Origin of the sequence: Streptomyces sp. NPDC101151 (assembly GCF_044768335.1) — a bacterium.
In the GTDB taxonomy this organism is placed as follows: Bacteria; Actinomycetota; Actinomycetes; order Streptomycetales; family Streptomycetaceae; genus Streptomyces.
The window spans coordinates 270,735-293,704 of sequence record NZ_JBIWPP010000008.1; the positions used below are offsets into that span (position 1 = coordinate 270,735).

Here is a 22,970-nt window from a genome sequence, read left to right on the forward strand (position 1 = left end):
TTTCACAGACGTTCGAAGGAGCGGCGCAGCTCCCAGTCGGTGACCGCGGCGTCGAAGGCGTCCAGTTCGACGCGCGCCATGTTGCGGTAGTGGGCCACGACCTCGTCGCCGAAGGCGGCCTTGGCGATCGGGCTGTTCTGCCAGAGTTCGGCGGCCTCGCGCAGGGTGGTCGGGACGTGCGCGAAGTCCGCGGTGTAGGCGTTGCCCGGGCAGGCCTCCGGGAGTTCCAGCTTCTGTTCGATGCCGTGGAGACCGGCCGCGACCAGTCCGGCGACGGCGAGGTAGGGGTTGACGTCGCCGCCGGGGAGGCGGTTCTCGAAGCGCATCGAGCGGCCGTGGCCGACCACGCGGAGCGAGCAGGTGCGGTTGTCGTGGCCCCAGGCGACGGCGGTGGGGGCGAAGGAGCCGGGCTGGAACCGCTTGTAGGAGTTGATGTTGGGGGCGTAGAGCAGGGAGAAGTCGCGCAGGGCCGCGAGCTGTCCGGCGAGGAAGTGCCGCATCACGTCGGACATTCCGTCGGGGCCGGCCATCACGTTGCCGCCGTCGGCGTCGGCGAGCGAGAGGTGGATGTGGCAGGAGTTGCCCTCGCGCTCGTCGTACTTGGCCATGAAGGTGATCGAGACGCCCTCCTGGGCGGCGATCTCCTTCGCACCGGTCTTGTACAGGGCGTGCTGGTCGCAGGTGCGCAGGGCCTCGTCGTAACGGAAGGCGATCTCGTGCTGGCCGGGGTTGCACTCGCCCTTGGCGGACTCGACGGTCAGTCCGGCGCCGGCCATGTCGTTGCGCAGGCGGCGCAGCAGGGGCTCGATGCGTCCGGTGCCGAGGATGGAGTAGTCGATGTTGTACTGGTTGGCCGGGGTCAGGCCGCGGTAGTTCGCGTCCCAGGCCTGCTCGTAGCTGTCCTTGAACACGATGAACTCGAGCTCGGTGCCGACCTGGGCGGTGTAGCCGAGTTCGGCGAGGCGGTCGAGCTGCCGGCGCAGGATCTGGCGCGGGGCGGCGACGACCGGGGAGCCGTCGTTCCAGGCGAGGTCCGCGACGAGCAGGGCGGTGCCGGGGTGCCAGGGGATGCGCCGCAGGGTGGACAGATCGGGGTGCATGGCGAAGTCGCCGTAGCCGCGGTCCCAGGAGGACATCGCGTAGCCGTCGACGGTGTTCATCTCGGTGTCGACGGCGAGCAGATAGTTGCAGCCCTCGGTGCCGTGCTGCAGGACCTCGTCGAGGAAGAAGCGGGCGGCGAACCGCTTGCCCTGCAGCCGCCCTTGCATATCGGGGAAGGCAAGGACGACAGTGTCGATCTCACCGCCGGCGACGAGGGCGTGCAGCTCCTCGACGCTCAGCGGGGGTGTGCGGTCTGCCACGGGAGAGCCTCCTTCGGCTTCTTCGCGTTTTGCGGCGGGGCCGGGAGCCATAAGGTATTGCCGAGAACCATTGCTTGGGAAGGGGGTACGGCCCGATGTCGCAGGAGACGGACGCACAGGGGGCAGCTGCGCAGGGAGTCGACGACCGGCTCGCTCCGGTGCTGCGGCCGGTGCGGGCGGGCAACGGCTTCGAGGAGGCACTGGAGCAGATCCTGCAGGTCGTACGCCTCGGCCTGGTGGCGGGCGGTGAACGGCTGCCCGCAGAGCGGGAGCTGGCGGAGCGGCTCGGGATCAGCCGGGTGACGCTGCGCGAGGTGCTGAAGGTGCTGCAGGACCAGGGGCTGGTGGAGTCGCGGCGCGGGCGGTACGGCGGAACGTTCGTGCTGCCGCGCGCGGACGCGGGCGGCGAGGACGAGCTGCGACGGCGGATCGCCGAGGTCGACATCGAGGACGTGCTCCGGTTCCGCGAGGTGCTGGAGGTGGGGGCGGCGGGGCTGTGCGCGGCGCACGGACTGACGGACGAGCAGGCCGGCCGGTTGCGGGAGGCGCTGGACCGCACCCATGAGGCGCCGCTCGCGGACTACCGGCGGCTGGACACGCTGCTGCACCTGACGCTGGCCGAACTGTGCGGTTCGCCGTCGCTGACCGCGCAGTACGCGGCCGTGCGGGCGACCGTCAACGACCTGCTGGACTGCATCCCGCTGCTGGTGCGCAACCTGGAGCACTCGCAGCGGCAGCACATCGCCCTGGTGGAGGCGGTGCTGGACGGGGACGCGGACGGGGCACGGGAGATGATGCGCGAGCACTGCGCGGGTACGGCGGCGCTGCTGCGGGGGTTCCTGGCGTGAGCCGACTCTGCAAAGGTATTCCAAGGAACCTTTGGATTGCCAGGAGGACAGCGTGACGGTACGACCGCTGATCGGCGTGAGCACGTATCTGGAGGCCGGTGTGCGCTGGGGCGTGTGGGAGCTGGACGCGGCGCTGGTGCCGGCCGGCTACCCGCAGCTGGTGCAGCGGGCCGGGGGCCTCGCCTGTCTGCTGTCGCCGGACGCGCCCGAGCGGGCCGCGGCCGTGGTGGCGCGGCTGGACGGGCTGGTGATCGCGGGCGGGCCGGACGTCGATCCCGCGCGCTACGGCGCCGAGCGCTCGCCGCGCACGGGGCCGCCCGCGCCGCAGCGCGACGCGTGGGAGCTGGCGTTGATCGATGCGGCACTGACCGCGGGTGTGCCGTTGCTGGGGGTCTGCCGGGGGATGCAGCTGCTGAACGTGGCTCTCGGCGGCACACTCGTGCAGCACCTGGACGGGCACGCGGAGGTGGTCGGCGTGTTCGGGGCGCACCCGGTGAAGCCGGTGCCGGGGACGCTGTACGCGGGGATCGTGCCGGAGGAGACCTCCGTGCCCACCTATCACCATCAGGCGGTCGAGCGGCTCGGGGCGGGGCTCGTGCCCTCGGCCCACGCGGCGGACGGCACCGTCGAGGCGGTTGAACTGCCGTCGGACGACGGGTGGGTGCTCGGGGTGCAGTGGCATCCGGAGATGGGATCGGACCTGCGGGTCATGGAGGCGCTGGTGCAGGCATCGGCGTGAGTGCCGAAGGCGTCGGCACGACCGCCGACGGCATCGGCGTGACCGTGCTCATCCCCTGGTCAACGACAGCAGCTCCCGGGCCGGCCCCGTGGGCCGGTGCCCCGTCGGCCACACCGCTCGCAGGTCCCGGCGCAGGGACACCTTCTCCACCGGGATGCTCACCAGGCGCCGCATCGCCAGCTCCTCCCCCACCACCAGCTCGCTGAGGACCGACGGGCCCGCGCCGCTGACCGCCGAGGCCTTCACCGCCGTCGTGGAGGACAGTTCGATCAGGGGCCGGGCCAGGCCGCCCAGGGCCGTGTCCAGGACCTGGCGGGTGCCGGAGCCGCGCTCGCGGAGGATGAGGGGCGTGGCCGCGAGTTCCTCGGGGGTCAGAGGGCGCCGGCGCCGGGCCCAGGGGTGGCCGGGGGCGGTGACGACGATCAGACGGTCGTGGGCGATCACCGCGGAGTCCAGGCCCGCCGGGACCGTCAGCCCCTCCACGAAGCCCAGGTCCGCCTCACCGGCCAGCAGGAGTTCCGCGACCTTCGCCGAGTTGCCCGCGAGCAGCGACACCGCGGTGTCGGGACGCGCGGCGTGCAGAGCGAGCAGCCAGCCCGGGAGCAGATACTCCGCGATGGTCATGCTCGCCGCGACCCGCAGCCGGGAGTCCCGCCGGTCGCGCAGGGCCCGCGCGCCCGCGTCGAAGGCGGCCGCCGCCTCGACCACCCGGCGGGCCCAGTCCGTCACCAGGGCGCCCGCGTCCGTCAGCCGGGAGCCGCGCGGCGAGCGGTCGACCAGGGCCACGCCCAGCTGCCGTTCCATGGAGCGGAGGCGGCTGCTGGCGGCCGGCTGGGTGATGCCGACCTCCCGCGCCGCCGCCCCGAGAGAGCCCAGCCGCGCCACGGCCAGCAGCAGTTCCAGCGCGCCGAGATCCGGCACCCGGTGCGCCAGCGAGCCACCGGGCCGGCCGTCGTCCGTCGCGTACTCGTCGCTCATAAGACCAGCTTATGCCCTGATAGAAGTGAACCCCCTGGTCAGCGGCGACCGGCGGCACGAAGGTGACCTCATGGTCACCGCAGCACCTTCCCTGCCCGGCACCCGGGCCGCCCGCGTCCGGCACCTCGGTCCCAACTGGTACGCCTCCGTCATGGGGACGTGCGTCGTCGGCACGGCCGGCGCCGCCCTTCCGTGGCATCCCGACGGGCTGCGCGAGGTCTGCACGGCCGTCTGGGCGCTGGCCCTCCTCCTGCTCGTGGCCCTGCTGGGCGCCCGCGCCCGGCACTGGATCCGCCACCCCGACCAGGCCCGCGCCCACCTCCTCGACCCGGCCATGGCCCCCTTCTACGGCTGTCTGTCCATGGCGCTGCTCGCGGTCGGCGGCGGTGCGATGACCGTCGGCCGGGACTGGATCGGCACCGGTCTTGCGGTGGCGCTCGACGCGGTTCTGTTCACCGTGGGTACGGCCGTCGGGCTCGCGGCCGCCGTCACCGTGCCGTACCTGATGGCCGTACGCCAGCACGTGCAGGCCTCCCAGGCCACCCCGGTCTGGCTGCTGCCGCTCGTCGCGCCGATGGTCTCCGCCGCGCTGGGTCCGCTGCTCGTGCCGCATCTGCCGCCGGGGCAGCCCCGGGAGACCCTGCTGCTGGCGTGCTTCGCGCTGTTCGGGCTGAGCCTGCTGGCGACGCTGCTGATGCTGCCGCTGGTCTTCGCCCGGCTGATCACCTCGGCCCCGCTGCCGCTCGCGCTCACCCCGAGCCTGTTCCTGGTCCTCGGCCCGCTGGGCCAGTCCACCACCGCGGTCGGCCTGATCGCGGACGCCGCGCCCGGGGTCGTACCGGCCCCCTACGACCGCGGTCTCGGCGTGTTCGCCGTGCTGTACGGGGTGCCGGTCATGGGGTTCGCGCTGCTGTGGCTGGGGCTCGCGACCGCGCATGTGGTGCGGGCCCGGCGGCAGGGCATGGGCTTCTCGCTGACCTGGTGGGCGTTCACCTTCCCGGTGGGCACCTGTGTCACCGGCGCCGCCGCCCTCGCCCGGCACACCGGGCTCGCCGTGTACGAGGCCCTGGCCGTCGGCCTGTACGGCGTGCTGGTCGCCGCGTGGCTCGCGGCCGCGTTCGGGACGGTACGGGGTCTGGTCAGCGGTGAGCTGCCCGCAGAGCCGCCGCCAGCACGTGTGGCGCCTCGGCCAGCGACGGGCCGTACCAGGTCAGGTGCCGTCCGCTGACCAGGGCACACGGCAGGCCGGGGAAAGCCTCTGGGCCGTCGTCGGCGGTGAAGCGGTAGGGCTCGTCCGGGAGGACGACGACGTCCGGGGCGGCGGCCCGCAGCTCGTCCACGGGCACACGGGGATAGCGGTCGGGATGGGTGGCGTACAGGTGGTGCACGCCCAGGCGGGCCAGGACGTCGCCCGCGAAGGTGTCGCGGCCCAGGACCATCCAGGGGCGGCGCCAGATCGGTACGACCGCCCTCGTACGGCCCGGGGGCTCGGGCAGCGCGGTCCAGGCGGCCTCCGCCTCGTCCAGCCAGCCCGGCCGTGCCGTCGCACCGCACGCGGTCAGCACCCGGTCCAGCTCCCGGAAGGCCTGGGGCACGGTCCGCACCTCGGTGACCAGCACCTCCAGGCCCGCCGCGCGCAGGGCGTCCAGGTCAGGGGCGCGGTTCTCCTCCTCGTTGGCGAGGACCAGGTCGGGGGCGAGCCCGAGGATCCGCTCGATCGCGGGGTTCTTGGTGCCGCCGACGCGGGTGACGGCGAGGCCGGCCGGATGGCTGCACCAGTCCGTGACACCGGCGAGGACACCGGGCAGCGTCACGGCCACGGCCTCCGTCAGCGACGGGACCAGGGAGACGACCCGCACTAGCGGGACCGGTCCTGGACGGCCTCGATGTGTTCGGCGACCGCCACCACGATCACCCTGGTGTCCGGGACCGTGGCCCGCCAGCGGTGGCGGACCCCGCCGGTCAGATACAGGGTGTCGCCGCGGCCGAGGCGGTGGACACGGCCCTCGGCCTCGATCTCGACGCCGCCGTCGGCGACGTACATCAGCTCGTCGTTGCGGTGCTGGAACTCGCGGCCGGCCTCGTGGTCACCGGTGAACTCGGACGCGTGCAGCTGGTGGTGACCGCGCACCAGGGAACGCGTGCGCGGGTCGAAGTCGCCCTCGGCGACGGGCTCGGCGCGCACGACGTCGACGCTGCAGGCCGGGTCGGCGGCGGCGAGGAGTTCCACGGCCGTGGTGCGCAGGGCGTCGGCCAGCTTCTCCAGGGAGGTGCGGCTCGGGCGGGCCCGGTCGTTCTCGACCTGGCTGAGGAAGGGCACCGAGAGTCCGGTGCGCTCGGCCACGACGGCGAGGGTGAGTTCCAGGGCACGGCGACGCCGCCGGACGGCCGCGCCCACCCGTACGGGCTGTTGCTCTTTGTGGTCGCCCATCGCTCCGGCTCCCTCCTTCACTCGTCGTGCCGCGGTCCGGGTGCCCAGCGCCGGACACACCTCTGAACAGTTCTCTGCACCCTACGCATGTTCGGCAAACCGTTTCATGCGCCTGCCATATCCCTGTCACGCCGGTGGGCCCGCACCCCCACGGTTCACGCCAGTGCGGCAGCGTGCCGTGCGGGACGGGTCTCCCCAGGTTCAAGGCGGGAGCGCGCTCTCGTGTTCCCGTCGGGAAGGGCTCCATGGCGCTCTGTGGTTGTCCGGATCCAGCCCGTAGGCGGACCGCCCACGGGCCGGCAGGCGGACACACCACGAGGGGTGGGCAGCGCCGCGTACGGCGATACCCACCCCTCGGGCGGCGGTCGGGGCGGTCAGGTCACCCGGCCGCCCGGCTGCCGGCGCCCTTCTGCGCGACCGGCGCCCACTTGTCGAGCAGGCCCGGGTTCCGCTTCAGCCAGGTGCGCACGGCGTCCTGCTCCTTGCCCTTGCCGGACTTCTGGATCTGCGCCTCCAGACCGGTGAGCTGCTTCTCGGTCATGGAGAAGTCCTTCAGCCACCTGCCGACCCGGGGGTTGTCGGCGGCGAAGCCCTTGCGGGCGAGGGTGTGCACGCCGTCGCCCGCGCCCCAGGCACCCTTGGGGTCCTTCAGCTTCTTCAGGCCGTAGTCGCTGTACGCCCAGTGCGGGGACCACAGAGTGACGACGACCGGCTGCTTCTTGGCGTAGGCGCGCTTCAGCTCGGCGAGCATCGCGGGCGTGGAACCGTCGACGACGTCGTACGTCCCCTCGAGGCCGTACTCCTTGAGGACCTTGTCCTTGAGCAGGCCCATCATGCCCGCGCTCGGCTCGATGCCGACGATCTTCCCGCCGAACTCGGAGGCGTGGTCCTTCAGGTCCTCCAGGGAGTTCACGTCCTTGACATAGGAGGGGACGGTCAGCTCCAGGGAGGTGGGGCCGAACCACTTGCCGAGGTCGTCCAGCCGCGTGCCGTACTTCTTCCAGTACTCGGCGTGCGTGGTCGGCAGCCAGGAGTCGGTCTCGAAGTCCAGCTGGCCGGTGGCGAGGCCGGTGTAGAGCGGTCCTGCGGCGTACTGGCTGGTGGTGACCTTGAAGCCGCGTTCCTCCAGCAGTTCCTTCCAGAGGAAGGTGGAGGCGATGCCCTCGTCCCAGGGGATGTAGCCGATCCTGATCTCCCTGCCCTTGCCGACGTCCGTGCCGGAGGCCTCGGAGGTGCCGGAGGAGCCGAAGATCCCCATTCCGCCCGCCACGAGTGCGAGGACGACCACGCCGACGACGGCGACCACCGGGCGCGGACGGTACGACCACGCCGTGGTCCGGGCCTTCGCGGCGGCCCTGCGGCCCAGCGGGGACAGCTGGGTGCCGAGGGCGCTGGTCATCCGGTCCAGGTAGATGGCGAGGACGACGATGCCGACGCCCGCCTCGAAGCCGAAGCCGATGTCGAGCTGACCGATCGCCTCGTTGACCGCGCCGCCCAGGCCGCCGGTGCCGACCATGCCCGCGATGACGACCATGGACAGGCCCAGCATGATCACCTGGTTGACACCGGCCATGATGGTGGGCAGGGCGAGCGGCAGCTGGACGCGGAGCAGGGTGTCGCGCGGGGTGGTGCCGAACGCCTCGGCGGCCTCGACCAGTTCGGCGTCGACCTGCCGGATGCCCAGCTCGGTCATGCGGACGCCGGGAGCGAGCGCGAAGATCAGGGTGGCGATCACACCGGCCGCGGTGCCCAGGCCGAAGAAGAGGATGGCGGGGATCAGCAGAACCATCGAGGGCATCGTCTGGAGCAGGTCCAGAACGGGCCGTACGGTCGCGCTGACCGCCCTGGAGCGGGCCGCCCAGATGCCCAGCGGGATCGAGATCACCAGGGCGATGACGGTGGCCACGAGGACCAGGGCCAGGGTGGACATGGCCCGGTCCCACAGGTCGAGCGAGTCGACCAGCGCGAAGCCGGCGAAGGCGAGGACGCCCGCGACCAGGCCGCGCAGCCACCAGGCGACGACCGCGAGGATGCCGGCCAGCAGCAGCGGCGCGGGCGCGGTGAGGACCGCGTCGATGCCGTCGTACATGCCCTCCACGACCGTGCGGATCGCGTCGAACAACCAGGACAGATGGGCGACCAGCCAGTCGACGCCGGAGTCGACCCAGTCGCCGAGGTGCAGCCTAGGCACGGGCGATCACCTTCTTCCCGCCGTTGTCGCACGCGGTGGGTGCGCCCTGTTCGTCGCCGACGAAGCCGACGAGCCGCTGCCGGGGTACGACACCGACGAGCGCGCGGTCGGCGTCGAGGACGGCGACCGGGTGGGTCAGCCGGGCGCTGATGGCGCACAGCTCGGCGAACGACGTGCCGGGCGCGGCCGTCTCACAGCCGCAGTCGGCCTCGTCGCCGCCGACCTCGGTGTCCATCACGGCGGCGGCGGTCAGCACGCGGGAGCGGTCGACGTCCTTGATGAAGGAGGCGACGTAGTCGTTCGCGGGCCGCAGCAGGATGTCCTCGGCGGTGCCGGTCTGCACGATGCGGCCGTCGCGCATGACGGCGATGCGGTCGCCCAGGCGCATGGCCTCGTTGAGGTCGTGGGTGATGAAGACGATGGTCTTCTTCAGGGTCTTCTGCAGTTCCAGGAGCTGGTCCTGCATGTCACGGCGGATCAGCGGGTCGAGGGCGCTGAAGGACTCGTCCATCAGCAGCAGGTCGGCGTCGGTGGCGAGGGCGCGGGCGAGACCGACGCGCTGCTGCATACCGCCGGACAGCTCGTCGGGCCAGGAGTCCTCCCAGCCGGCCAGGCCGCACAGGGCGAGCGCCTCGTCGGCGCGGCGGGCACGCTCGGCGCGGGGCACGCCCTGCACGGACAGGCCGTAGGCGGCGTTGTCGCGGACGCTGCGGTGCGGGAAGAGCGCGAAGTGCTGGAAGACCATGCTGATCTTCTTCGAGCGCAGCTCGCGCAGTTCCCGGTCGGTGAGCGCGGTGAGGTCCTGGCCGTCGAAGCGGACCTGGCCGGCGGTCGGCTCCAGCAGTCCGTTGAGCATGCGCAGCAGGGTGGACTTGCCGGAGCCCGACAGGCCCATGACGACGAAGATCTCGCCGGCCTCGACCTCGAAGGAGGCGTCGATCACGGCGGCGGTGGTGCCGTCGGCGCGCAGCTCCTCCCGGTCGGCACTCTTCCGCAGCTTTTGCACTGCCTGGTCCGGTCGTCTGCCGAACACCTTGAACAGATGCTCGGCCTCAAGCCTGGGTGACACGCGTACCTCTCGTCTCGGCGGGCAGAACAGAGGCGGCGCCTCCCCAGGATCGATATGGTCAAACTTTTAAGTGACTCACGTCACAAAGGGACCGGACAGTGACCGTACGGCATGATGCGAGCGTGACCGGACGACTCATGCTTCTCGACACCGCCTCGCTGTACTTCCGCGCCTACTTCGGCGTACCCGACTCCGTACGGGCGCCGGACGGCACGCCGGTGAACGCCGTGCGGGGACTGCTGGACTTCATCGACCGACTGGTCAAGGACCACCGGCCGGACAGGCTGGTGGCCTGCATGGACGCCGACTGGCGGCCGCAGTGGCGGGTGGACCTGATCCCCACCTACAAGGCGCACCGGGTCGCCGAGGAGCGGGAGGGCGCGCCGGACCAGGAGGAGGTGCCGGACACGCTCTCCCCGCAGGTGCCGGTGATCGAGGCCGTACTGGACGCGGTCGGCATCGCCCGGGTCGGGGTCGCGGGGTACGAGGCCGACGACGTGATCGGCACGTTCACCGCGCGCGCCAACGGACCGGTGGACATCGTCACCGGCGACCGCGACCTGTACCAGCTCGTCGACGACAAGCGGGAGATCCGCGTGCTGTACCCGCTGAAGGGTGTCGGCACGCTGCAGCTGACCGACGAGGCGGCGCTGCGGGAGAAGTACGGGGTCGACGGGCGGGGGTACGCGGATCTGGCGCTGCTGCGGGGCGATGCGAGCGACGGACTGCCGGGCGTGCCCGGCATCGGCGAGAAGACCGCAGCCAAGCTGCTGGCCGAGTTCGGCGACCTGGCCGGGATCCTGGCGGCGGTCGACGACCCGCGGGCGAAGCTCACGCCGTCCCAGCGCAAGCGGCTGACCGAGGCCGGGCCGTACCTCGCTGTCGCGCCGAAGGTGGTACGGGTGGCCGATGACGTCCCGGTGCCGGACGTCGACACCACGCTGCCGCGCGCCCCGCGCGATCCCGCGGCACTGGAGTCACTGGCGGCACACTGGGGATTGGGTGGCTCCTTGCAGCGGCTGCTGACGACGCTCGGGGAATGATCCTGACCGGAATATTCCGGTAAAAAACACGTTCATCAAGCCCCCGTGGAAGACCTGTCGACCGAAGAGGGATGCTAACTTAGGTAAACCTAACCAATGCAGCAGGAGGCCGTGATGGCAGAGCGTCCGGGACGAAAGCCGCGCAAGCCCCATACCGCCCAGGTTGTGCGCACCGAGCGGCTGACTCCGCACATGCAGCGTGTGGTGCTCGGCGGCGAGGGTCTGGCCGGATTCGCCGCGGACACCTGCACCGACCATTATGTGAAGCTCCTTTTCGGCCCCCCGGGTGTGACCTATCCGGAGCCGTTCGACGTGGAGCGGATCCGTGCGGAGTTCCCCCGCGAGCAGTGGCCGGTCACCCGGACATACACGGTGCGCGCCTGGGATCCCGAGCACCATGAGCTGACCCTGGACTTCGTGATCCATGGCGACGAGGGTCTCGCCGGGCCCTGGGCCACCCGGGTGCAGCCCGGTGAGAGCGTGCGCTTCATGGGCCCCGGCGGTGCGTATGCGCCCGACCCGAGCGCCGACTGGCATCTGCTCGCCGGGGACGAGAGCGCGCTGCCCGCGATCGCCCGGGCTCTGGAGACGCTGCCCGCCGGCACCCGGGCCCACGCCTTCGTGGAGGTGTCCGGCCCCGAGGAGATCCAGAAGATCGACTCCGATGTGCAGGTCGTCTGGCTGCACCGCGGGGACCGGCCGGTGGGCGAGGCTCTGCTGGAGGCCGTGCACGCGCTGGAGTTCCCGGCCGGCCGGCTGCAGGCGTTCGTGCACGGCGAGGCGAGCTTCGTGAAGGAGCTGCGCCGCCTGCTCCGGGTCGAGCTGCAGATTCCGCGCGAGGACCTGTCGATCTCCGGCTACTGGCGCCGCGGCCACAACGAGGACGGCTGGCAGGCCTCCAAGCGGGAGTGGAACGCCCGTATCGAGGCCGAGCAGGAGACCAGCGCCGCGGCCGCCGCCTGAGCGGCCGTACGCCATGTGAGCAGCTGGGTGGACGGCGCACCGAGGACCGTGCCGCGCACCAGGCGGCCCCGGGCTCACCGCACCCGGCCCCCGTACCCTTGACCGCGATGAGACGCCGTAAGCCGCCCCCGCCCTCTCCGCTCCCCCAGCGCGACGGTGTCGACCCGGTGCGGGTGCGGCTGCCGTTCGGCGAGGCCTGGGACAGCGTGCGGGAGTATCTCGTGGCGCGGCTGACCGGTGCCGGGCCCGGGGTGATCGAGGGCATGTTCGACGCGGGGCTGGTCGTCGGGGCCGATGCGCGGGCAGTGGCGCCGGACGCGCCCTACGAGCCGGGGATGTACGTGTGGTTCCACCGGGAGCTGCCCGCCGAGGTCCCGGTGCCGTACGCGGTGGAAGTGGTGCACCGGGACGCGCACATCGTCGTGGCCGACAAGCCGCACTTCCTCGCGACGACCCCGCGCGGCACACATGTCACCGAGACCGCGCTGGCCCGGCTGCGCCGCGAGCTGGACATCCCTTCGCTGAGCGCCGCGCACCGGCTGGACCGGCTCACCGCCGGTCTGGTGCTGTTCACGGTGCGGCCCGAGGAGCGCGGCGCGTACCAGACGCTGTTCCGGGACCGCCGGGTGGGCAAGGAGTACGAGGCCGTCGCGCCGTACGATCCCTCGCTCGCCCTGCCCCGGACGGTGCGCAGCCGGATCCTGAAGGAACGCGGAGTGCCGGCCGCGCGAGAGGTCGAGGGCGAGCCGAACGCCGTGACCCGGGTGGAGCTGGCCGAGCGCCGGGGCGAACTGGGCCGCTACCGGCTCCTCCCGGAGACCGGCCGGACGCATCAGCTGCGGGTGCATCTGAACGCGCTGGGCGTACCCATCCTCGGCGACCCGCTCTACCCGGAGGTGACGGCCCCCGTACCGGACGGCGACTTCCGGCGTCCGCTGCAACTGCTCGCACGGAGGCTGGAGTTCACCGATCCGGTCACGGGGGCGGAGCACACGTTCGTCAGCGGACGGACGCTGCGGGCGTGGTCCTGCCCGCAGGTGTGGGCAGACCGGCGGCCGTAGCCGCTCAGTCCCCCCGCCACCAGCGCAGCATCCGCCGCCACAGGTTCTGGCGGCGCGTCGGTTGCGGCGTCGCGGGCACGGGCTGCGGAGCGGGGCGCGGAGGTGTCGCAACGGGCTCCGGGGCGGGTGCCGGGTCCGTGCGCACGGTGCCGACCTGCCAGTCGGCACGCTGGGGCGGAATGGGCGAGGGGCTGGGTGGCAGGCCCACGTCCTGCTGGGGCTTCGGTTCGAAGCGCACCGGCAGGGCCACCAGATGCCGGGAGGCGATGGACGAGCGCCAGCGCAGGTCCTCCTCGGGGCAGTCCAGCTGGATGTCCGAGAGCCGCATCAGCAGGGCGTCCACGCCGACGTCGGCGATGGCACGGCCGATGTCCTGGCCGGGACACTCGTGCGGCCCCCCGCCGAAGGCGAGATGGGAGCGGTTGCCCTGCATGTTGGCGGACAGGTCGGGCCGCACCCGCGGGTCCACGTTGCCCGGGGCGGGCGCGAAGAGCACCCCGTCGCCCTTGCGGATGCGCTGGCCGCCCAGCTCCGTGTCCTGCTTGGCGAAATAGCCGAGGACGGTGCTGAACGGCGGCTCGTCCCACAGGGACTGCTCGATCGCCTCCGGCACGGTCATCTGGCCGCCGTTGAGCTGGGCGCGGAAGCCCGGCTCGGTGAGGACCATGCGCAGGGCGTTGGCGAGCAGGTTGGCGGTGGCCTCGTAGGCCGCGAAGAGGACGAGGCGCAGGTGTTCGCGGACCTCGTCGTCGGTCAGTCCCACGGGGTGGGTGATGAGGTGACTGGTGAAGTCGTCGTCGGGCCGGGCGCGGCGGCGGGTGGTGAGGCGGCCCAGCGCGTCCATGACGTAGGCATGGCTCTGGATGGCGGTCTCGGTGCCCTTGAGCGCGTCGCGGGCGGCCTGCACCATCCGGTCGTTGTACTCCTCGGGCATGCCGAGGATCTCGCACATGACGGCCATCGGCAGGTGCTCGGCGAACTGGGACACCAGGTCGGCCCGGCCCCGCCCGCAGAAGCTGTTGACCAGCTCCTGGGTGTAGCGGCCGATGTGGCGGCGCATGCTGCGGTGGTCGATGGTCGACATGGCTCCGGTGACCGCCGCACGCAGCCGCTGGTGCTCGTCGCCCTCGGCGTGCGAGCAGATGGGCTGCCAGGCGATGTGCGGCATGAGCGGGTGGTCGGGTTTGACCATGCCCTCCAGCAGCGGGGTCCAGATCCGGCTGTCGCGGGCGTACAGGGAGGGGCTGCGCACCAGGTGGAGGTTCTCGGCGTGCCCGAGGACCACCCACATCGGTACGTCGTCGTGGAGCAGCACGGGCGCCACGGGGCCGTGCTCCTCCCGCAGGCGCTCGTAGAGGTCGCCCAGGTCCTCCGCGTGGGGGCCGTAGAGACGGCGCAGCCCCCCGGGGCCGAGGCCGTGCGCCGGGCAGCCCGGCGGCGGGCCGGAGGTGGGGTCTGTGCCGGTCAGGGAATGGGATTCAGGCGTCACAGTGTCGCTCCGGAACGGAAAGGTGGGGGTAGGTCGGATACGTATCAGGTGAGGGCGCCGGAGAGGGCGAGCGAGTGCAGGAAGCGCATCAGGGTCATCAGCACGTCCTTGCTGGAGGCCCGGCGGCGCACGTCGCAATCCATGATCGGGATGTCCGGTGCCAGGTCCAGCGCGGTGCGCAGTTCCTCGACGGGGTAACGGGGCGCGTCGGGAAAGGAGTTGATGGCGACCACGAAGGGGACGCCGCGCTCCTCCAGCCGCCCCATGACGTCGAAGCTGACTTCCAGGCGCCGGGTGTCGACCAGGACGACCGCGCCGAGGGCGCCTTCGAACAGACGGTTCCACAGGAACCAGAAGCGCTCCTGGCCGGGGGTGCCGAAGAGGTAGAGCACCAGCTTGTCGGTGATGCTGATGCGGCCGAAGTCCATGGCCACGGTGGTGGCCGTCTTGGAGTCGGAGCCGTAGTTGTCGTCGACCCCGATGCCGGCCTGGGTCATGGTCTCCTCGGTGGTCAGCGGCCGGATGTCGCTGACCGAGCCGACCATCGTGGTCTTGCCGACGCCGAAGCCGCCCACGATCACGATCTTCACCGCGGCCCGGGCCGTGTGCGGGAGATGGTCCTCGGTGCGTGGGCCGGGGATGGTGTCAGAGCCGTTGAAGTCCATGCATCACCGCTTCGAGGAGGGAACGGTCGGCTACCGCCTTGCGGACGATCGGGGCACGCGCCTGCACCAGTTCGGTCGTGATCAGCTCGGTGATCACGACGGTCATCGCGCTGAACGGCAGCTTGAGATAGGCCGAGAGCTCGGCCACGGACAGGGGCGCGGTGGAGAGCCGGAGCACTGCCGCCTCCTCCGGTGAGGCGGACGGCGGTGGCGCGGCACGCGCCACGATCAAGGTCACCAGGTCGAGTTCGGCCCGGCCGCCGTCGGCGGTGCCGGCGATGGTGTAGAGCCGTTCGGGGTTCCTGGGCGTCTCCTCGCCCTCCGCCGGTTCGGGGGGCGGCGGTGGCGGGGGCGGCAGTTGCTCCGGCTGGCGCCGTTTGCGGCGCGGAGGAGTCATACGGTCTGCCCGTTCCTCCGGGGCGGACTGGTGAGATGGGTGCCGATCCGGACGACCAGGTCACGCATCATGCCGCTCATCCGGCCCGGCTCGCACGTCACGTCGGCGAGCACGGCGAGGTAGGCGTTGGCACCGGCGTTCATGAGGTAGAAGTAGCCGCCGTCGATCTCGATGACGACGAGCTTCATGTCGCCGGCGCCGGTGATTTCCTGGGTGATGGCACTGGCCAGGCTCTGTACGCCCGCGCAGGCGGCGGCCACCCGGTCGGCGGCGTCGGGGTCGCCGCCGTAGCGGGCGATGCGCAGTCCGTCGGCGGAGAGGACCACGATCATCTGGATGCCCGGTACGCCGTCGTTCAGCTGCTTGAGCATCCAGTCGAAGTTCGCTCGCTGCTGGATCACTTGAGGTTCCCCTCGTCGTCGGCCTGGATGGCGGCCTCGATGGCGGTGTCCGAATCGTCGATCAGGTGCAGATACGCGGTCGGGTTCCGTGTGAAGTCGGTCAGCTCGGCCGCGGAGGCGTCCTCGGGCATGCCCTTCCTGAGGCCGTCCCAGAAGGCGTCGACCCACATGCCCGGCGGCCGGTCCAGGAGCTTCTGGCGCTCGGGGTCGATCTCGGGCTCGGGCTCGGGTTCGGGCTTGTGCTGGGACCAGATGGTCGGCCGGCCCTCGCGCTCGGCGCGCTCGATGGCGGCCTGTTCGGCGATCCGCTGGCTGAGCGGGGTCTTCACCCGGCTGCGGCGCTGCGGCAGACCGCCCGCCGTCCATTCGGTGACCTCCGGGACGTCGTCCTCCATGGAGATCCCGGCAGGGATGCGGGGGCTGGTGGGGCGGCGCTTCTTGGGCGGGCGCTTCGGGCCCTCGACGGCACCGAGTTCGGGCTGCGGCACGGCGGTCGCACCGATGCCATGGGCGGCTCCGACGCCGGGCTCGGTGGTGGTCATCACGCGCGGTACGACGAGGATCGCGCGGACACCGCCGTAGGCGGAGGCGCGCAGCGAGACCTGCATGTCGAAGGCCTTGCAGAGCCGGCCGACGACGGCGAGGCCGAGGCGCGGGCTCGAGCCCAGGTTCTCCGCGTCGTCACCCGCCATGGCGTCGGTGATCGCCTTCTCGATGCGGGCGCGGCCTTCCTCGCTGAGGCTGACGCCGGCATCCTCGATCTCGATGACGAGGCCGGTCTGCACCTCGGCGGCGGTGACGTGCACCTTGGTCGACGGCGGCGAGTAGCGGGTGGCGTTGTCGAGGAGTTCGGCTGCCGCGTGGATGATCGGCTCGACGGACGTGCCCTTGATGTTGATGTTGACGATGGAGTTCAGCTCGATGCGCCGGTACTCCAGGATCCGGGACATGGCACCGCGCAGCACGCTGTACAGCGACACGGGCAGCGGCCACTGACGACCGGGGCGGCCGCCGCCGAGCACGGAGATGGAGTCCGCGAGGCGGCCGATCAGCGCGGTGCCGTGGTCGATGCGCAGCAGGTCGTCGAAGACCTCGGGGTTGCGGCCGTGGTCCTCCTCCATCTCGCGCAGTTCGTTGGCCTGCTGATGGACGATGGCCTGGACGCGGCGGGCGATGCTGACGAAGGAGCGCTCCGTGGCGTCGCGCATCGAGATCTCGTGGTCGGCGCCGCGCAGCGCGTTGTACAGCAGGGTGCGCTGCGACTCGGGCATGTGGCGCAGTTCGGGGTCGTTGTCGACGACCTTGCGCATCACCTCTCTGAGGGGTTCGCCGTAGCGCAGCCGGTGCAGCGCGGTCGGTACGACCTCGGTGCCGAGGCGGACGATCTCCGCGTCGTGGGCGGCGAGACGGTGCTCCAGATACGCGGTGTGACGGGCGTGCTCGGCCTGCGCCTCGCGGAGCCTGCGTCCGCGGCGGACGGCTTCGGCGGCCGTGGCGAGGACCAGCAGCAGGGCCACGGCCCCGCACCCGCCGACGGCGATCCGGGCCGAGGCCGGTGCCAGGGCGACGGCGGCTCCGGTCGCCGCGGCCATCACTATGGCCGGCAGCAACAGCACGCGCGCATAAGGACGTTCACGGCCACCGGGAGGCTTTTGAACACTCACCATGGATGCCTTCTGAGACGAGTCGGCTGGGTGTCAGGGGGGCTTGAGGGGGGAAGGTTCATGGAACTGAAGGGATCTTCAGGAAGTTTGGGAACAAGCGCACGAATACACCTCAACTCGGTGCGCCGCGGGCGAGCTTAGTCCGACCGGATCATCGCCGTGTCATATTCGGCAAGCACCTGAAATCGCCCCTGCAACAGGAGTACGCTCGGCTCCATTTATACGCTCGGCGATCATTCGAACACGGCACGTGATCGCGGATGGGTGTACGAAAGTAACTCACCGTGATGAGTGAAAGAGCGCTCGCGCCTGCCTCGGATGCCCGCTCGTCCCGGCATCGCACGACGAGCAGACATGTCCGGCACCGTCGGCCGCGTCGAGGCGGCCTACGCCCGTATCGACGCCATGGACCGGCCCGAGCCGTGGTTCGGCCCGCGTCCCCGTGCGGACGCCGAGGCGGAGGCCCGCGCGATCGGCGAACGGGGCGCAGCGGGCACACACCTCCCGCTCGCGGGGCGCCTGCCGGCCGTCGATCGGCCCGGCGTCCACGGACGACCCTCCGGCCGCCATCACCCGCAGCCCGACGCCCGAGACCGCCCGACGGTGCTGGGCGCCCGTCCGACGGGCCGGCCCCTGAAGCCCGGCTTCTCGGCCTGGGCGCCCGTCCGGGCCTTACGACGACCACGGCCCCGGTGTGCCGCCCGCACGCGCTGCGCACCGATCGAGACGGAGATGTGGTGTCTCCCGGCCGAGGGCCTGGGCCGCCTGGTGACCAGGCTCCCCCGCCCGATGCCCCTGGGCAGCGTGCACCCGGCGGACGGCAGGCGGGCCCCGGGCTTCCTCTGGAGCCGGACGCCCTGCCGGACACGGAGGACATCACGCGCTACGTCGGCCGGCGAGCCTCTCCGTGCCGCTGATCGGGTCCGACCGCCCAGGGGCGCGGGGAACTGCGCGACCGGCCACAGCGCACCCGCGAACGCAGGATCAGCCCACCGACGAATAGGCGACCACACCCCGCAGCAGCTGATCGACCGCCTTGCGCGCGGCCTTGGCCACGGTCGAGCCCGCCACGGGAGAAGCCGCCGAGATCTGCCCGAGCACGTCGATGACCTGCTTGCACCAGCGCACGAAGTCACCGGCCGGCATCTCCGCCTCGCGCAGCACCTCGTCGAGGCCCTTGCCGGAGGCCCACATATAGGCGGCCCAGGCGAAGCCGAGGTCCGGCTCGCGCTGGCCGACGCCCTCGGTCTGGCTGATCCGGAAGTCCTCCTCCAGACCGTCCAGCCGACCCCAGATCCGGACCATCTCGCCGAGCGCGGCCTTCGCCTTGCCGGAGGGCAGCTTGGGCGCCATGGCGTCGTCGGCGACCCGGGCCTCGTACACCAACGCCGAGACGCAGGCGGCGAGTTCGGCCGGGGCGAGGCCCTCCCAGACGCCCTCGCGCAGGCATTCGCTGGCCAGCAGGTCGAGTTCGCCGTAGAGCCGGGCGAGCCGCTTGCCGTGCTCGGTGACCTCGTCGCCGCGCAGGTAGTCCAGCTCGGTCAGCAGCGCCACGATCCGGTCGAAGGTCCGCGCGATGGTGTTCGTACGGCCCTCGATACGGCGCTCCAGCTGCGAGGTGTCGCGCAGCAGGCGGTGGTAGCGCTCGGCCCAGCGGGCGTGGTCCTCACGGTCGTTGCAGCCATGGCAGGGGTGGGCGCGGAGCTCGGCGCGCAGCCGGGCGATCTCGCGGTCGTCGGCGGCCTGGGACCGCTTCTTGCGGGCCCGCTCCGGCGGAATGTGCCCGGCCTTGCTGCGCAGCGCGGAGGCGAGGTCCCGACGGGACTGCGGGGAACGCGGATTGAAGGACTTCGGGATCCGCATCCGCTCGAGCGGCTCGACGGGCACCGGGAAGTCCATCGACGCCAGCCGCTTGACCTGCCGCTCGGCGGTCAGCACCAGCGGGCGCGGGCCGTCGTGGTGGTCGAAGCCGCGATGGCCGTTGGAGCGGCCGGCGGGCAGCCCGGGGTCGAGGACCAGGGCGAGACCCGCGTACTTCCCCGTGGGCACGTGGATGACATCGCCCGGCTTGAGCCGCTCCAGGGCGACAGCGGCCTCGGCGCGCCGCTCGGACGCGCCCTGCCGGACCAGTTCGGTCTCGCGGTCCTTCAGCTCACGGCGCAGCCGCGCGTACTCCTCGAAGTCGCCGAGGTGGCAGGTCATGGAGGCCTTGTAGCCCTCCAGACCCTCCTCGTTGCGCTGCACCTGCCGGGAGATCCCGACGACCGACTTGTCGGCCTGGAACTGCGCGAACGAGGTCTCCAGCAGCTCGCGCGAGCGGTGCCGGCCGAACTGCTCGACCAGGTTGACCGCCATGTTGTACGACGGCTTGAAGCTGGAGCGCAGCGGATACGTGCGGGTGCCCGCGAGACCGGCGAGGTGCTCGGGGCTCATACCGCGCTGCCAGAGCACGACCGCGTGGCCCTCGATGTCGATGCCACGGCGGCCGGCCCGGCCGGTCAGCTGGGTGTACTCGCCGGGGGTGATGTCGGCATGCTGCTCGCCGTTCCACTTGACGAGCTTCTCCAGGACCACCGAGCGGGCGGGCATGTTGATGCCGAGGGCGAGGGTCTCGGTCGCGAACACGGCCTTGACCAGTCCGCGCACGAAAAGCTCCTCGACGACCTCCTTGAAGGTCGGCAGCATGCCCGCGTGGTGGGCGGCGATACCGCGCTCCAGGCCCTCCAGCCACTCGTAGTAGCCGAGGACGTGCAGGTCCTCGGACGGAATGGCGGCGGTGCGCTCCTCGACCAGTGCGCGGACCTGCTGCCGCGCCTCCTCGTCGTTGAGCCTGAGGCCCGCGAACAGGCACTGCTGGACGGCCGCCTCGCAGGCGGCGCGGCTGAAGATGAAGGTGATCGCGGGCAGCAGGCCCTCGGCGTCCAGGCGCTCGATGACCTCCGGCCGGCCCGGCGTCCACACCCGTGAGCGCTGTCGGCGCTCCCGCTCGCGGTCCGCCTCGCGCATCGCGCGGCCCCGCCGGCGGTCCTGGAAGGACGGCCGGGTCGCCTCCATGCGGGCGAGGCGGGCGAGGTCGGGGTTGACGGCCTTCCTGTGCCCCTCGCCCTCCTCGAACAGGTCGTACATCCGGCGCCCGGCGAGCACGTGCTGGAACAGCGGCACGGGCCGGTGCTCGGAGACGATCACCTCGGTGTCACCACGGACGGTGTCCAGCCAGTCGCCGAACTCCTCGGCGTTGGACACCGTCGCCGACAGCGACACCAGGGTCACCGACTCGGGCAGGTGGATGATCACTTCCTCCCAGACGGCACCGCGGAAGCGGTCGGAGAGGTAGTGCACCTCGTCCATGACCACATGGCCGAGGCCGAGGAGGGTCTGCGAGCCGGCGTACAGCATGTTCCGCAGCACCTCGGTGGTCATCACGACCACCGGGGCGTCGGAGTTGACGCTGTTGTCTCCGGTGAGCAGGCCGACCTTCTCGGCGCCGTAGCGGCGGCACAGGTCGGCGTACTTCTGGTTCGACAGCGCCTTGATGGGTGTCGTGTAGAAGCACTTCTTGCCCTGCTGCAGGGCGAGGTGGACGGCGAACTCGCCCACGATCGTCTTGCCCGAGCCGGTGGGGGCGGCCACCAGCACACCCTTCCCCTCTTCGAGTGCCTGGCAGGCCTCGATCTGGAAGGGGTCGAGGCCGAAGTCGTACATCTCGCGGAAGGACGCGAGCGCGGTGGCCTGCTCGACTGCCCGTCTCCGGGCTGCCGCGTACCGCTCGGCCGGTGAGAGATCCTCTGTCATCGTGCTTTCGAGCGTACCGGGCCCCACTGACAACAGGACGATCATTATCCGATCGTGGGCCGAGCAACAGCGGCTCCGGGGGGCGCGGGAACGACGGATGCCCCCGTCCTCGGGACAGGGGCATCGCGGCGGCTCGGTGCGGGCTCAGGTCACGTCGTCGTAGCCGTTGACCCGGTCCGTGCTCGTCTGCTCGGGCAGGGCCCGGTTCGCCGAGACGGGCTCGATGTCGCCGATGTCCTCGGGTGTGAGGTCCAGGTCGGAGGCCTCGTCGTCGTCGGGACCCGACGCATCGCGGCGGCGCTTGCGCTTGTCGTTGGCCAGCGAGAAGGCGACCGCGGCGAAGTACAGCACCCAGATCGGGCCGGCCAGGGCCATCATCGACAGCGGGTCCGTGCTCGGCGTGGCGACGGCCGCGAAGATCGTGATGCCGAGGATCATGGCCCGCCACCAGCCGAGCATGCGCCTGCCGGTCAGCACCCCGGTGAGGTTGAGCATGACCAGCAGCAGCGGCAGTTCGAAGGACAGGCCGAAGACGATCACCATGCGGGTGACCAGCTGGAGCAGGTCGTCCAGTGGCAGCAGGTTGTCGATGTTGCCGTTCGGCGTGAAGTCGATCAGCACCTTCGCGGTGGTGGGGAGCACCTTGTACGCGAAGTACGCACCGCCGAGGAACAGCGGGGCGCCGGTGAAGACGAAGGCGTAGGCGTACTTCTTCTCGTGCCTGTGCAACCCGGGAGCCACGAAGGCCCACAGCTGGTACAGCCAGATCGGCGAGGCGAAGACGACACCGGCCGTCAGCGAGACCTGCAGGGCCAGGGTGAAGGGGGCGAGCAGGCCGTTGATCGTGATCCGCGCACACGGCTGCGACTTGACGGTCGAGCTGGCCAGCTCCTCGAAGCTCTTCCCACAGCCGACCGAGTCGAGAATCGGCTGAGTCAGGAAGTTGATGATGTCGTTGTAGAAGAAGGCGGCGACGACCGTCACGACGACGATGGCCAGCAGTGCCTTCGCGAGCCGGTTGCGGAGCTCACGAAGGTGATCCGCAAGGGGCATCCGCCCCTCGGGATCTTTCTCCTTCTTGCGGGCAGACTTGGGCAACCCACGTCCTCATCTCGTGCGGCAGGCCGGAGCGCTCCGGCCCTGCGTCAGCGCTTGGTGGTGTCCGTCGGCTCGTTGACCGGCCGCGAGCTGGTCACGTCGCCGGGAGACGCCTGGATGGTGCGCTGGGACGGAGGCTGCTCGTTGGAGGTGGGGGCCTGGGCGGAGGAGTTGCTCTCTTCCTTCATCGCCTTGGCCTCGCTCTTGAGGATGCGAGCGGACTTGCCGAGGGAGCGGGCCATGTCCGGAAGCTTCTTCGCGCCGAACAGCAGCACGACGATGACGAGGATGAGAATGATCTCGGTAGGTCCGAGCCTTCCGAACATAAGTGTTTACCTTCTCACCGAGGCGGCTGGGATGGGTGCTGTCCGACCGGTCGGACATGCGTCCGAGCAGTCGTGCTGCCAGCGATCGTAACGCTCAGGGGTGAACGAGAGGCAATCCCCGTGCGTACTCCCGGTCCGCGGTACGCGCCTCGCTCTTCGCACCGCGATCAGCAGCGTACCTGTCCCGGCGGTCGCCATGACAGGGCGAAGTGACCCAAAACGTTTGCCGTGGAGACTCACGGGGCCCGTCGACGCCCCTCACAGCGTGTCCGCGGAACGGGCCGCGCTCACCGCCGCCCGCTCCAGATCCTCGGCCGCCCTGTTGATACGGCGCGCGGAGGCGTCGACCTGCTGCCCGAGGCGCCGCGCCTCCAGGAAGACCCGGACGGCGAGCACCCCCAGGACGGCGAGACCCAGGAAACCCACGGCTACCGCGAACATCGGCCAGAACATG

The 22,970-nt window shown here is 71.3% G+C and carries 21 protein-coding genes and 1 pseudogene; 7 read left to right on the top strand and 15 right to left on the bottom strand.

All coding sequences use genetic code 11. From position 1 onward, the window contains the following. Positions 1-2: 2 nt before the first annotated feature. Entirely contained in the window at positions 3-1,361 is a 1,359-nt protein-coding gene (locus ACIRU3_RS18335; RefSeq protein ID WP_404057285.1) for a glutamine synthetase family protein, read from the bottom strand. 95 nt (positions 1,362-1,456) lie between these two features. Between ACIRU3_RS18335 and ACIRU3_RS18340 the strand changes: the two genes are divergently transcribed. Continuing rightward, complete coding sequence (locus ACIRU3_RS18340; protein ID WP_404057287.1) at positions 1,457-2,209, top strand: FadR/GntR family transcriptional regulator; 753 nt, start codon at positions 1,457-1,459, stop codon at positions 2,207-2,209. Positions 2,210-2,261: 52 nt separating this feature from the next. Beyond that, complete coding sequence (locus ACIRU3_RS18345) at positions 2,262-2,948, top strand: gamma-glutamyl-gamma-aminobutyrate hydrolase family protein (protein WP_404057289.1); 687 nt, start codon at positions 2,262-2,264, stop codon at positions 2,946-2,948. Between the two features lie 48 nt (positions 2,949-2,996). Here ACIRU3_RS18345 and ACIRU3_RS18350 read toward each other — a convergent pair whose 3' ends face one another. Next, positions 2,997-3,926, bottom strand: a complete 930-nt coding sequence (locus ACIRU3_RS18350) for a LysR family transcriptional regulator (RefSeq protein ID WP_404057291.1) — start codon at positions 3,924-3,926, stop codon at positions 2,997-2,999. 70 nt (positions 3,927-3,996) lie between these two features. On the opposite strand from ACIRU3_RS18350, the gene ACIRU3_RS18355 reads away from it, so the two are divergent. After that, a complete protein-coding gene (locus tag ACIRU3_RS18355; RefSeq protein ID WP_404057293.1) occupies positions 3,997-5,154 on the top strand; it encodes a TDT family transporter in 1,158 nt (385 codons plus the stop codon). Here the strand turns inward: ACIRU3_RS18355 and ACIRU3_RS18360 are convergent. From ACIRU3_RS18360 to ACIRU3_RS18375, 4 genes are all read right to left on the bottom strand, one after another. Next, positions 5,066-5,785: a helical backbone metal receptor gene (locus tag ACIRU3_RS18360; protein ID WP_404057295.1), complete on the bottom strand. Its 720-nt coding sequence runs from the start codon at positions 5,783-5,785 to the stop codon at positions 5,066-5,068. The two genes, ACIRU3_RS18355 and ACIRU3_RS18360, sit on opposite strands and share 89 nt — an antisense overlap. Continuing rightward, positions 5,785-6,357 carry a helix-turn-helix domain-containing protein gene (locus tag ACIRU3_RS18365; RefSeq protein WP_404057297.1) on the bottom strand — a complete coding sequence of 191 codons (573 nt, stop codon included), beginning with the start codon at positions 6,355-6,357 and terminating at the stop codon, positions 5,785-5,787. Before ACIRU3_RS18365 ends, ACIRU3_RS18360 begins: the two co-directional genes overlap by 1 nt. Before the next feature lie 379 nt (positions 6,358-6,736). Next, entirely contained in the window at positions 6,737-8,548 is a 1,812-nt protein-coding gene (locus ACIRU3_RS18370) for an ABC transporter permease/substrate binding protein (protein ID WP_404057298.1), read from the bottom strand. Then, on the bottom strand, positions 8,541-9,617 hold the full coding sequence (locus tag ACIRU3_RS18375; protein ID WP_404057300.1) for a glycine betaine/L-proline ABC transporter ATP-binding protein: 1,077 nt from the start codon (positions 9,615-9,617) through the stop codon (positions 8,541-8,543). Before ACIRU3_RS18375 ends, ACIRU3_RS18370 begins: the two co-directional genes overlap by 8 nt. 122 nt (positions 9,618-9,739) lie before the next feature. Here ACIRU3_RS18375 and ACIRU3_RS18380 point away from each other — a divergent pair, with 122 nt between their 5' ends. The 3 genes from ACIRU3_RS18380 to ACIRU3_RS18390 all read left to right on the top strand — a co-directional run bounded on the left by ACIRU3_RS18380 (position 9,740) and on the right by ACIRU3_RS18390 (position 12,684). Then, complete coding sequence (locus ACIRU3_RS18380; RefSeq protein WP_404057302.1) at positions 9,740-10,660, top strand: 5'-3' exonuclease H3TH domain-containing protein; 921 nt, start codon at positions 9,740-9,742, stop codon at positions 10,658-10,660. 114 nt (positions 10,661-10,774) lie between these two features. Continuing rightward, entirely contained in the window at positions 10,775-11,623 is an 849-nt protein-coding gene (locus tag ACIRU3_RS18385; protein ID WP_404057304.1) for a siderophore-interacting protein, read from the top strand. Between the two features lie 107 nt (positions 11,624-11,730). Next, entirely contained in the window at positions 11,731-12,684 is a 954-nt protein-coding gene (locus ACIRU3_RS18390) for an RluA family pseudouridine synthase (RefSeq protein WP_404057306.1), read from the top strand. Between the two features lie 4 nt (positions 12,685-12,688). On the opposite strand, the gene ACIRU3_RS18395 is transcribed toward ACIRU3_RS18390, so the two are convergent. Genes ACIRU3_RS18395 through ACIRU3_RS18415 form a run of 5 tightly spaced genes read right to left on the bottom strand, consistent with a single transcriptional unit; the run spans position 12,689 to position 17,303 of the window. After that, positions 12,689-14,173 carry a cytochrome P450 gene (locus ACIRU3_RS18395; RefSeq protein WP_404057308.1) on the bottom strand — a complete coding sequence of 495 codons (1,485 nt, stop codon included), beginning with the start codon at positions 14,171-14,173 and terminating at the stop codon, positions 12,689-12,691. Positions 14,174-14,217: 44 nt separating this feature from the next. Further along, on the bottom strand, positions 14,218-14,838 hold the full coding sequence (locus ACIRU3_RS18400) for a GTP-binding protein (protein ID WP_404057310.1): 621 nt from the start codon (positions 14,836-14,838) through the stop codon (positions 14,218-14,220). Further along, on the bottom strand, positions 14,819-15,235 hold the full coding sequence (locus ACIRU3_RS18405; RefSeq protein ID WP_404057312.1) for a DUF742 domain-containing protein: 417 nt from the start codon (positions 15,233-15,235) through the stop codon (positions 14,819-14,821). The genes ACIRU3_RS18400 and ACIRU3_RS18405 overlap by 20 nt, the downstream gene beginning before the upstream one ends. Continuing rightward, a complete protein-coding gene (locus ACIRU3_RS18410; RefSeq protein WP_404057314.1) occupies positions 15,232-15,636 on the bottom strand; it encodes a roadblock/LC7 domain-containing protein in 405 nt (134 codons plus the stop codon). Before ACIRU3_RS18410 ends, ACIRU3_RS18405 begins: the two co-directional genes overlap by 4 nt. Beyond that, on the bottom strand, positions 15,633-17,303 hold the full coding sequence (locus ACIRU3_RS18415; RefSeq protein WP_404057316.1) for an ATP-binding protein: 1,671 nt from the start codon (positions 17,301-17,303) through the stop codon (positions 15,633-15,635). Before ACIRU3_RS18415 ends, ACIRU3_RS18410 begins: the two co-directional genes overlap by 4 nt. 729 nt (positions 17,304-18,032) lie before the next feature. On the opposite strand from ACIRU3_RS18415, the pseudogene ACIRU3_RS18420 reads away from it, so the two are divergent. Further along, positions 18,033-18,098 (top strand): annotated as a pseudogene (locus tag ACIRU3_RS18420) (hypothetical protein); the annotation flags it as partial. Between the two features lie 186 nt (positions 18,099-18,284). Here ACIRU3_RS18420 and ACIRU3_RS18425 read toward each other — a convergent pair. The 4 genes from ACIRU3_RS18425 to ACIRU3_RS18440 form a co-directional block, all read right to left on the bottom strand. After that, on the bottom strand, positions 18,285-21,137 hold the full coding sequence (locus ACIRU3_RS18425) for a DEAD/DEAH box helicase (RefSeq protein WP_404057318.1): 2,853 nt from the start codon (positions 21,135-21,137) through the stop codon (positions 18,285-18,287). Between the two features lie 99 nt (positions 21,138-21,236). Next, on the bottom strand, positions 21,237-22,190 hold the full coding sequence (gene tatC, locus ACIRU3_RS18430) for a twin-arginine translocase subunit TatC (RefSeq protein WP_404057320.1): 954 nt from the start codon (positions 22,188-22,190) through the stop codon (positions 21,237-21,239). A gap of 47 nt (positions 22,191-22,237) precedes the next feature. Continuing rightward, positions 22,238-22,516, bottom strand: coding sequence for a Sec-independent protein translocase subunit TatA (gene tatA, locus ACIRU3_RS18435; protein WP_404057322.1), 279 nt, complete (start codon positions 22,514-22,516; stop codon positions 22,238-22,240). A gap of 258 nt (positions 22,517-22,774) precedes the next feature. After that, a complete protein-coding gene (locus ACIRU3_RS18440; protein ID WP_404057324.1) occupies positions 22,775-22,969 on the bottom strand; it encodes a hypothetical protein in 195 nt (64 codons plus the stop codon). Between the last annotated feature and the right edge of the window lies 1 nt (position 22,970).

What these genes read in the sequence shown, in the direction of transcription:
- ACIRU3_RS18425 (WP_404057318.1), bottom strand. Translation starts at nt 21,137, where the DNA reads ATGATCGTCCTGTTGTCAGTGGGGCCCGGTACGCTCGAAAGCACGATG.
- tatA (WP_404057322.1), bottom strand. Translation starts at nt 22,516, where the DNA reads ATGTTCGGAAGGCTCGGACCTACCGAGATCATTCTCATCCTCGTCATC.
- ACIRU3_RS18440 (WP_404057324.1), bottom strand. Translation starts at nt 22,969, where the DNA reads ATGTTCTGGCCGATGTTCGCGGTAGCCGTGGGTTTCCTGGGTCTCGCC.
- ACIRU3_RS18340 (WP_404057287.1), top strand. Translation starts at nt 1,457, where the DNA reads ATGTCGCAGGAGACGGACGCACAGGGGGCAGCTGCGCAGGGAGTCGAC.
- ACIRU3_RS18365 (WP_404057297.1), bottom strand. Translation starts at nt 6,357, where the DNA reads ATGGGCGACCACAAAGAGCAACAGCCCGTACGGGTGGGCGCGGCCGTC.
- ACIRU3_RS18415 (WP_404057316.1), bottom strand. Translation starts at nt 17,303, where the DNA reads ATGGTGAGTGTTCAAAAGCCTCCCGGTGGCCGTGAACGTCCTTATGCG.
- ACIRU3_RS18350 (WP_404057291.1), bottom strand. Translation starts at nt 3,926, where the DNA reads ATGAGCGACGAGTACGCGACGGACGACGGCCGGCCCGGTGGCTCGCTG.
- ACIRU3_RS18385 (WP_404057304.1), top strand. Translation starts at nt 10,775, where the DNA reads ATGGCAGAGCGTCCGGGACGAAAGCCGCGCAAGCCCCATACCGCCCAG.
- ACIRU3_RS18405 (WP_404057312.1), bottom strand. Translation starts at nt 15,235, where the DNA reads ATGACTCCTCCGCGCCGCAAACGGCGCCAGCCGGAGCAACTGCCGCCC.
- ACIRU3_RS18400 (WP_404057310.1), bottom strand. Translation starts at nt 14,838, where the DNA reads ATGGACTTCAACGGCTCTGACACCATCCCCGGCCCACGCACCGAGGAC.
- ACIRU3_RS18390 (WP_404057306.1), top strand. Translation starts at nt 11,731, where the DNA reads ATGAGACGCCGTAAGCCGCCCCCGCCCTCTCCGCTCCCCCAGCGCGAC.
- ACIRU3_RS18355 (WP_404057293.1), top strand. Translation starts at nt 3,997, where the DNA reads ATGGTCACCGCAGCACCTTCCCTGCCCGGCACCCGGGCCGCCCGCGTC.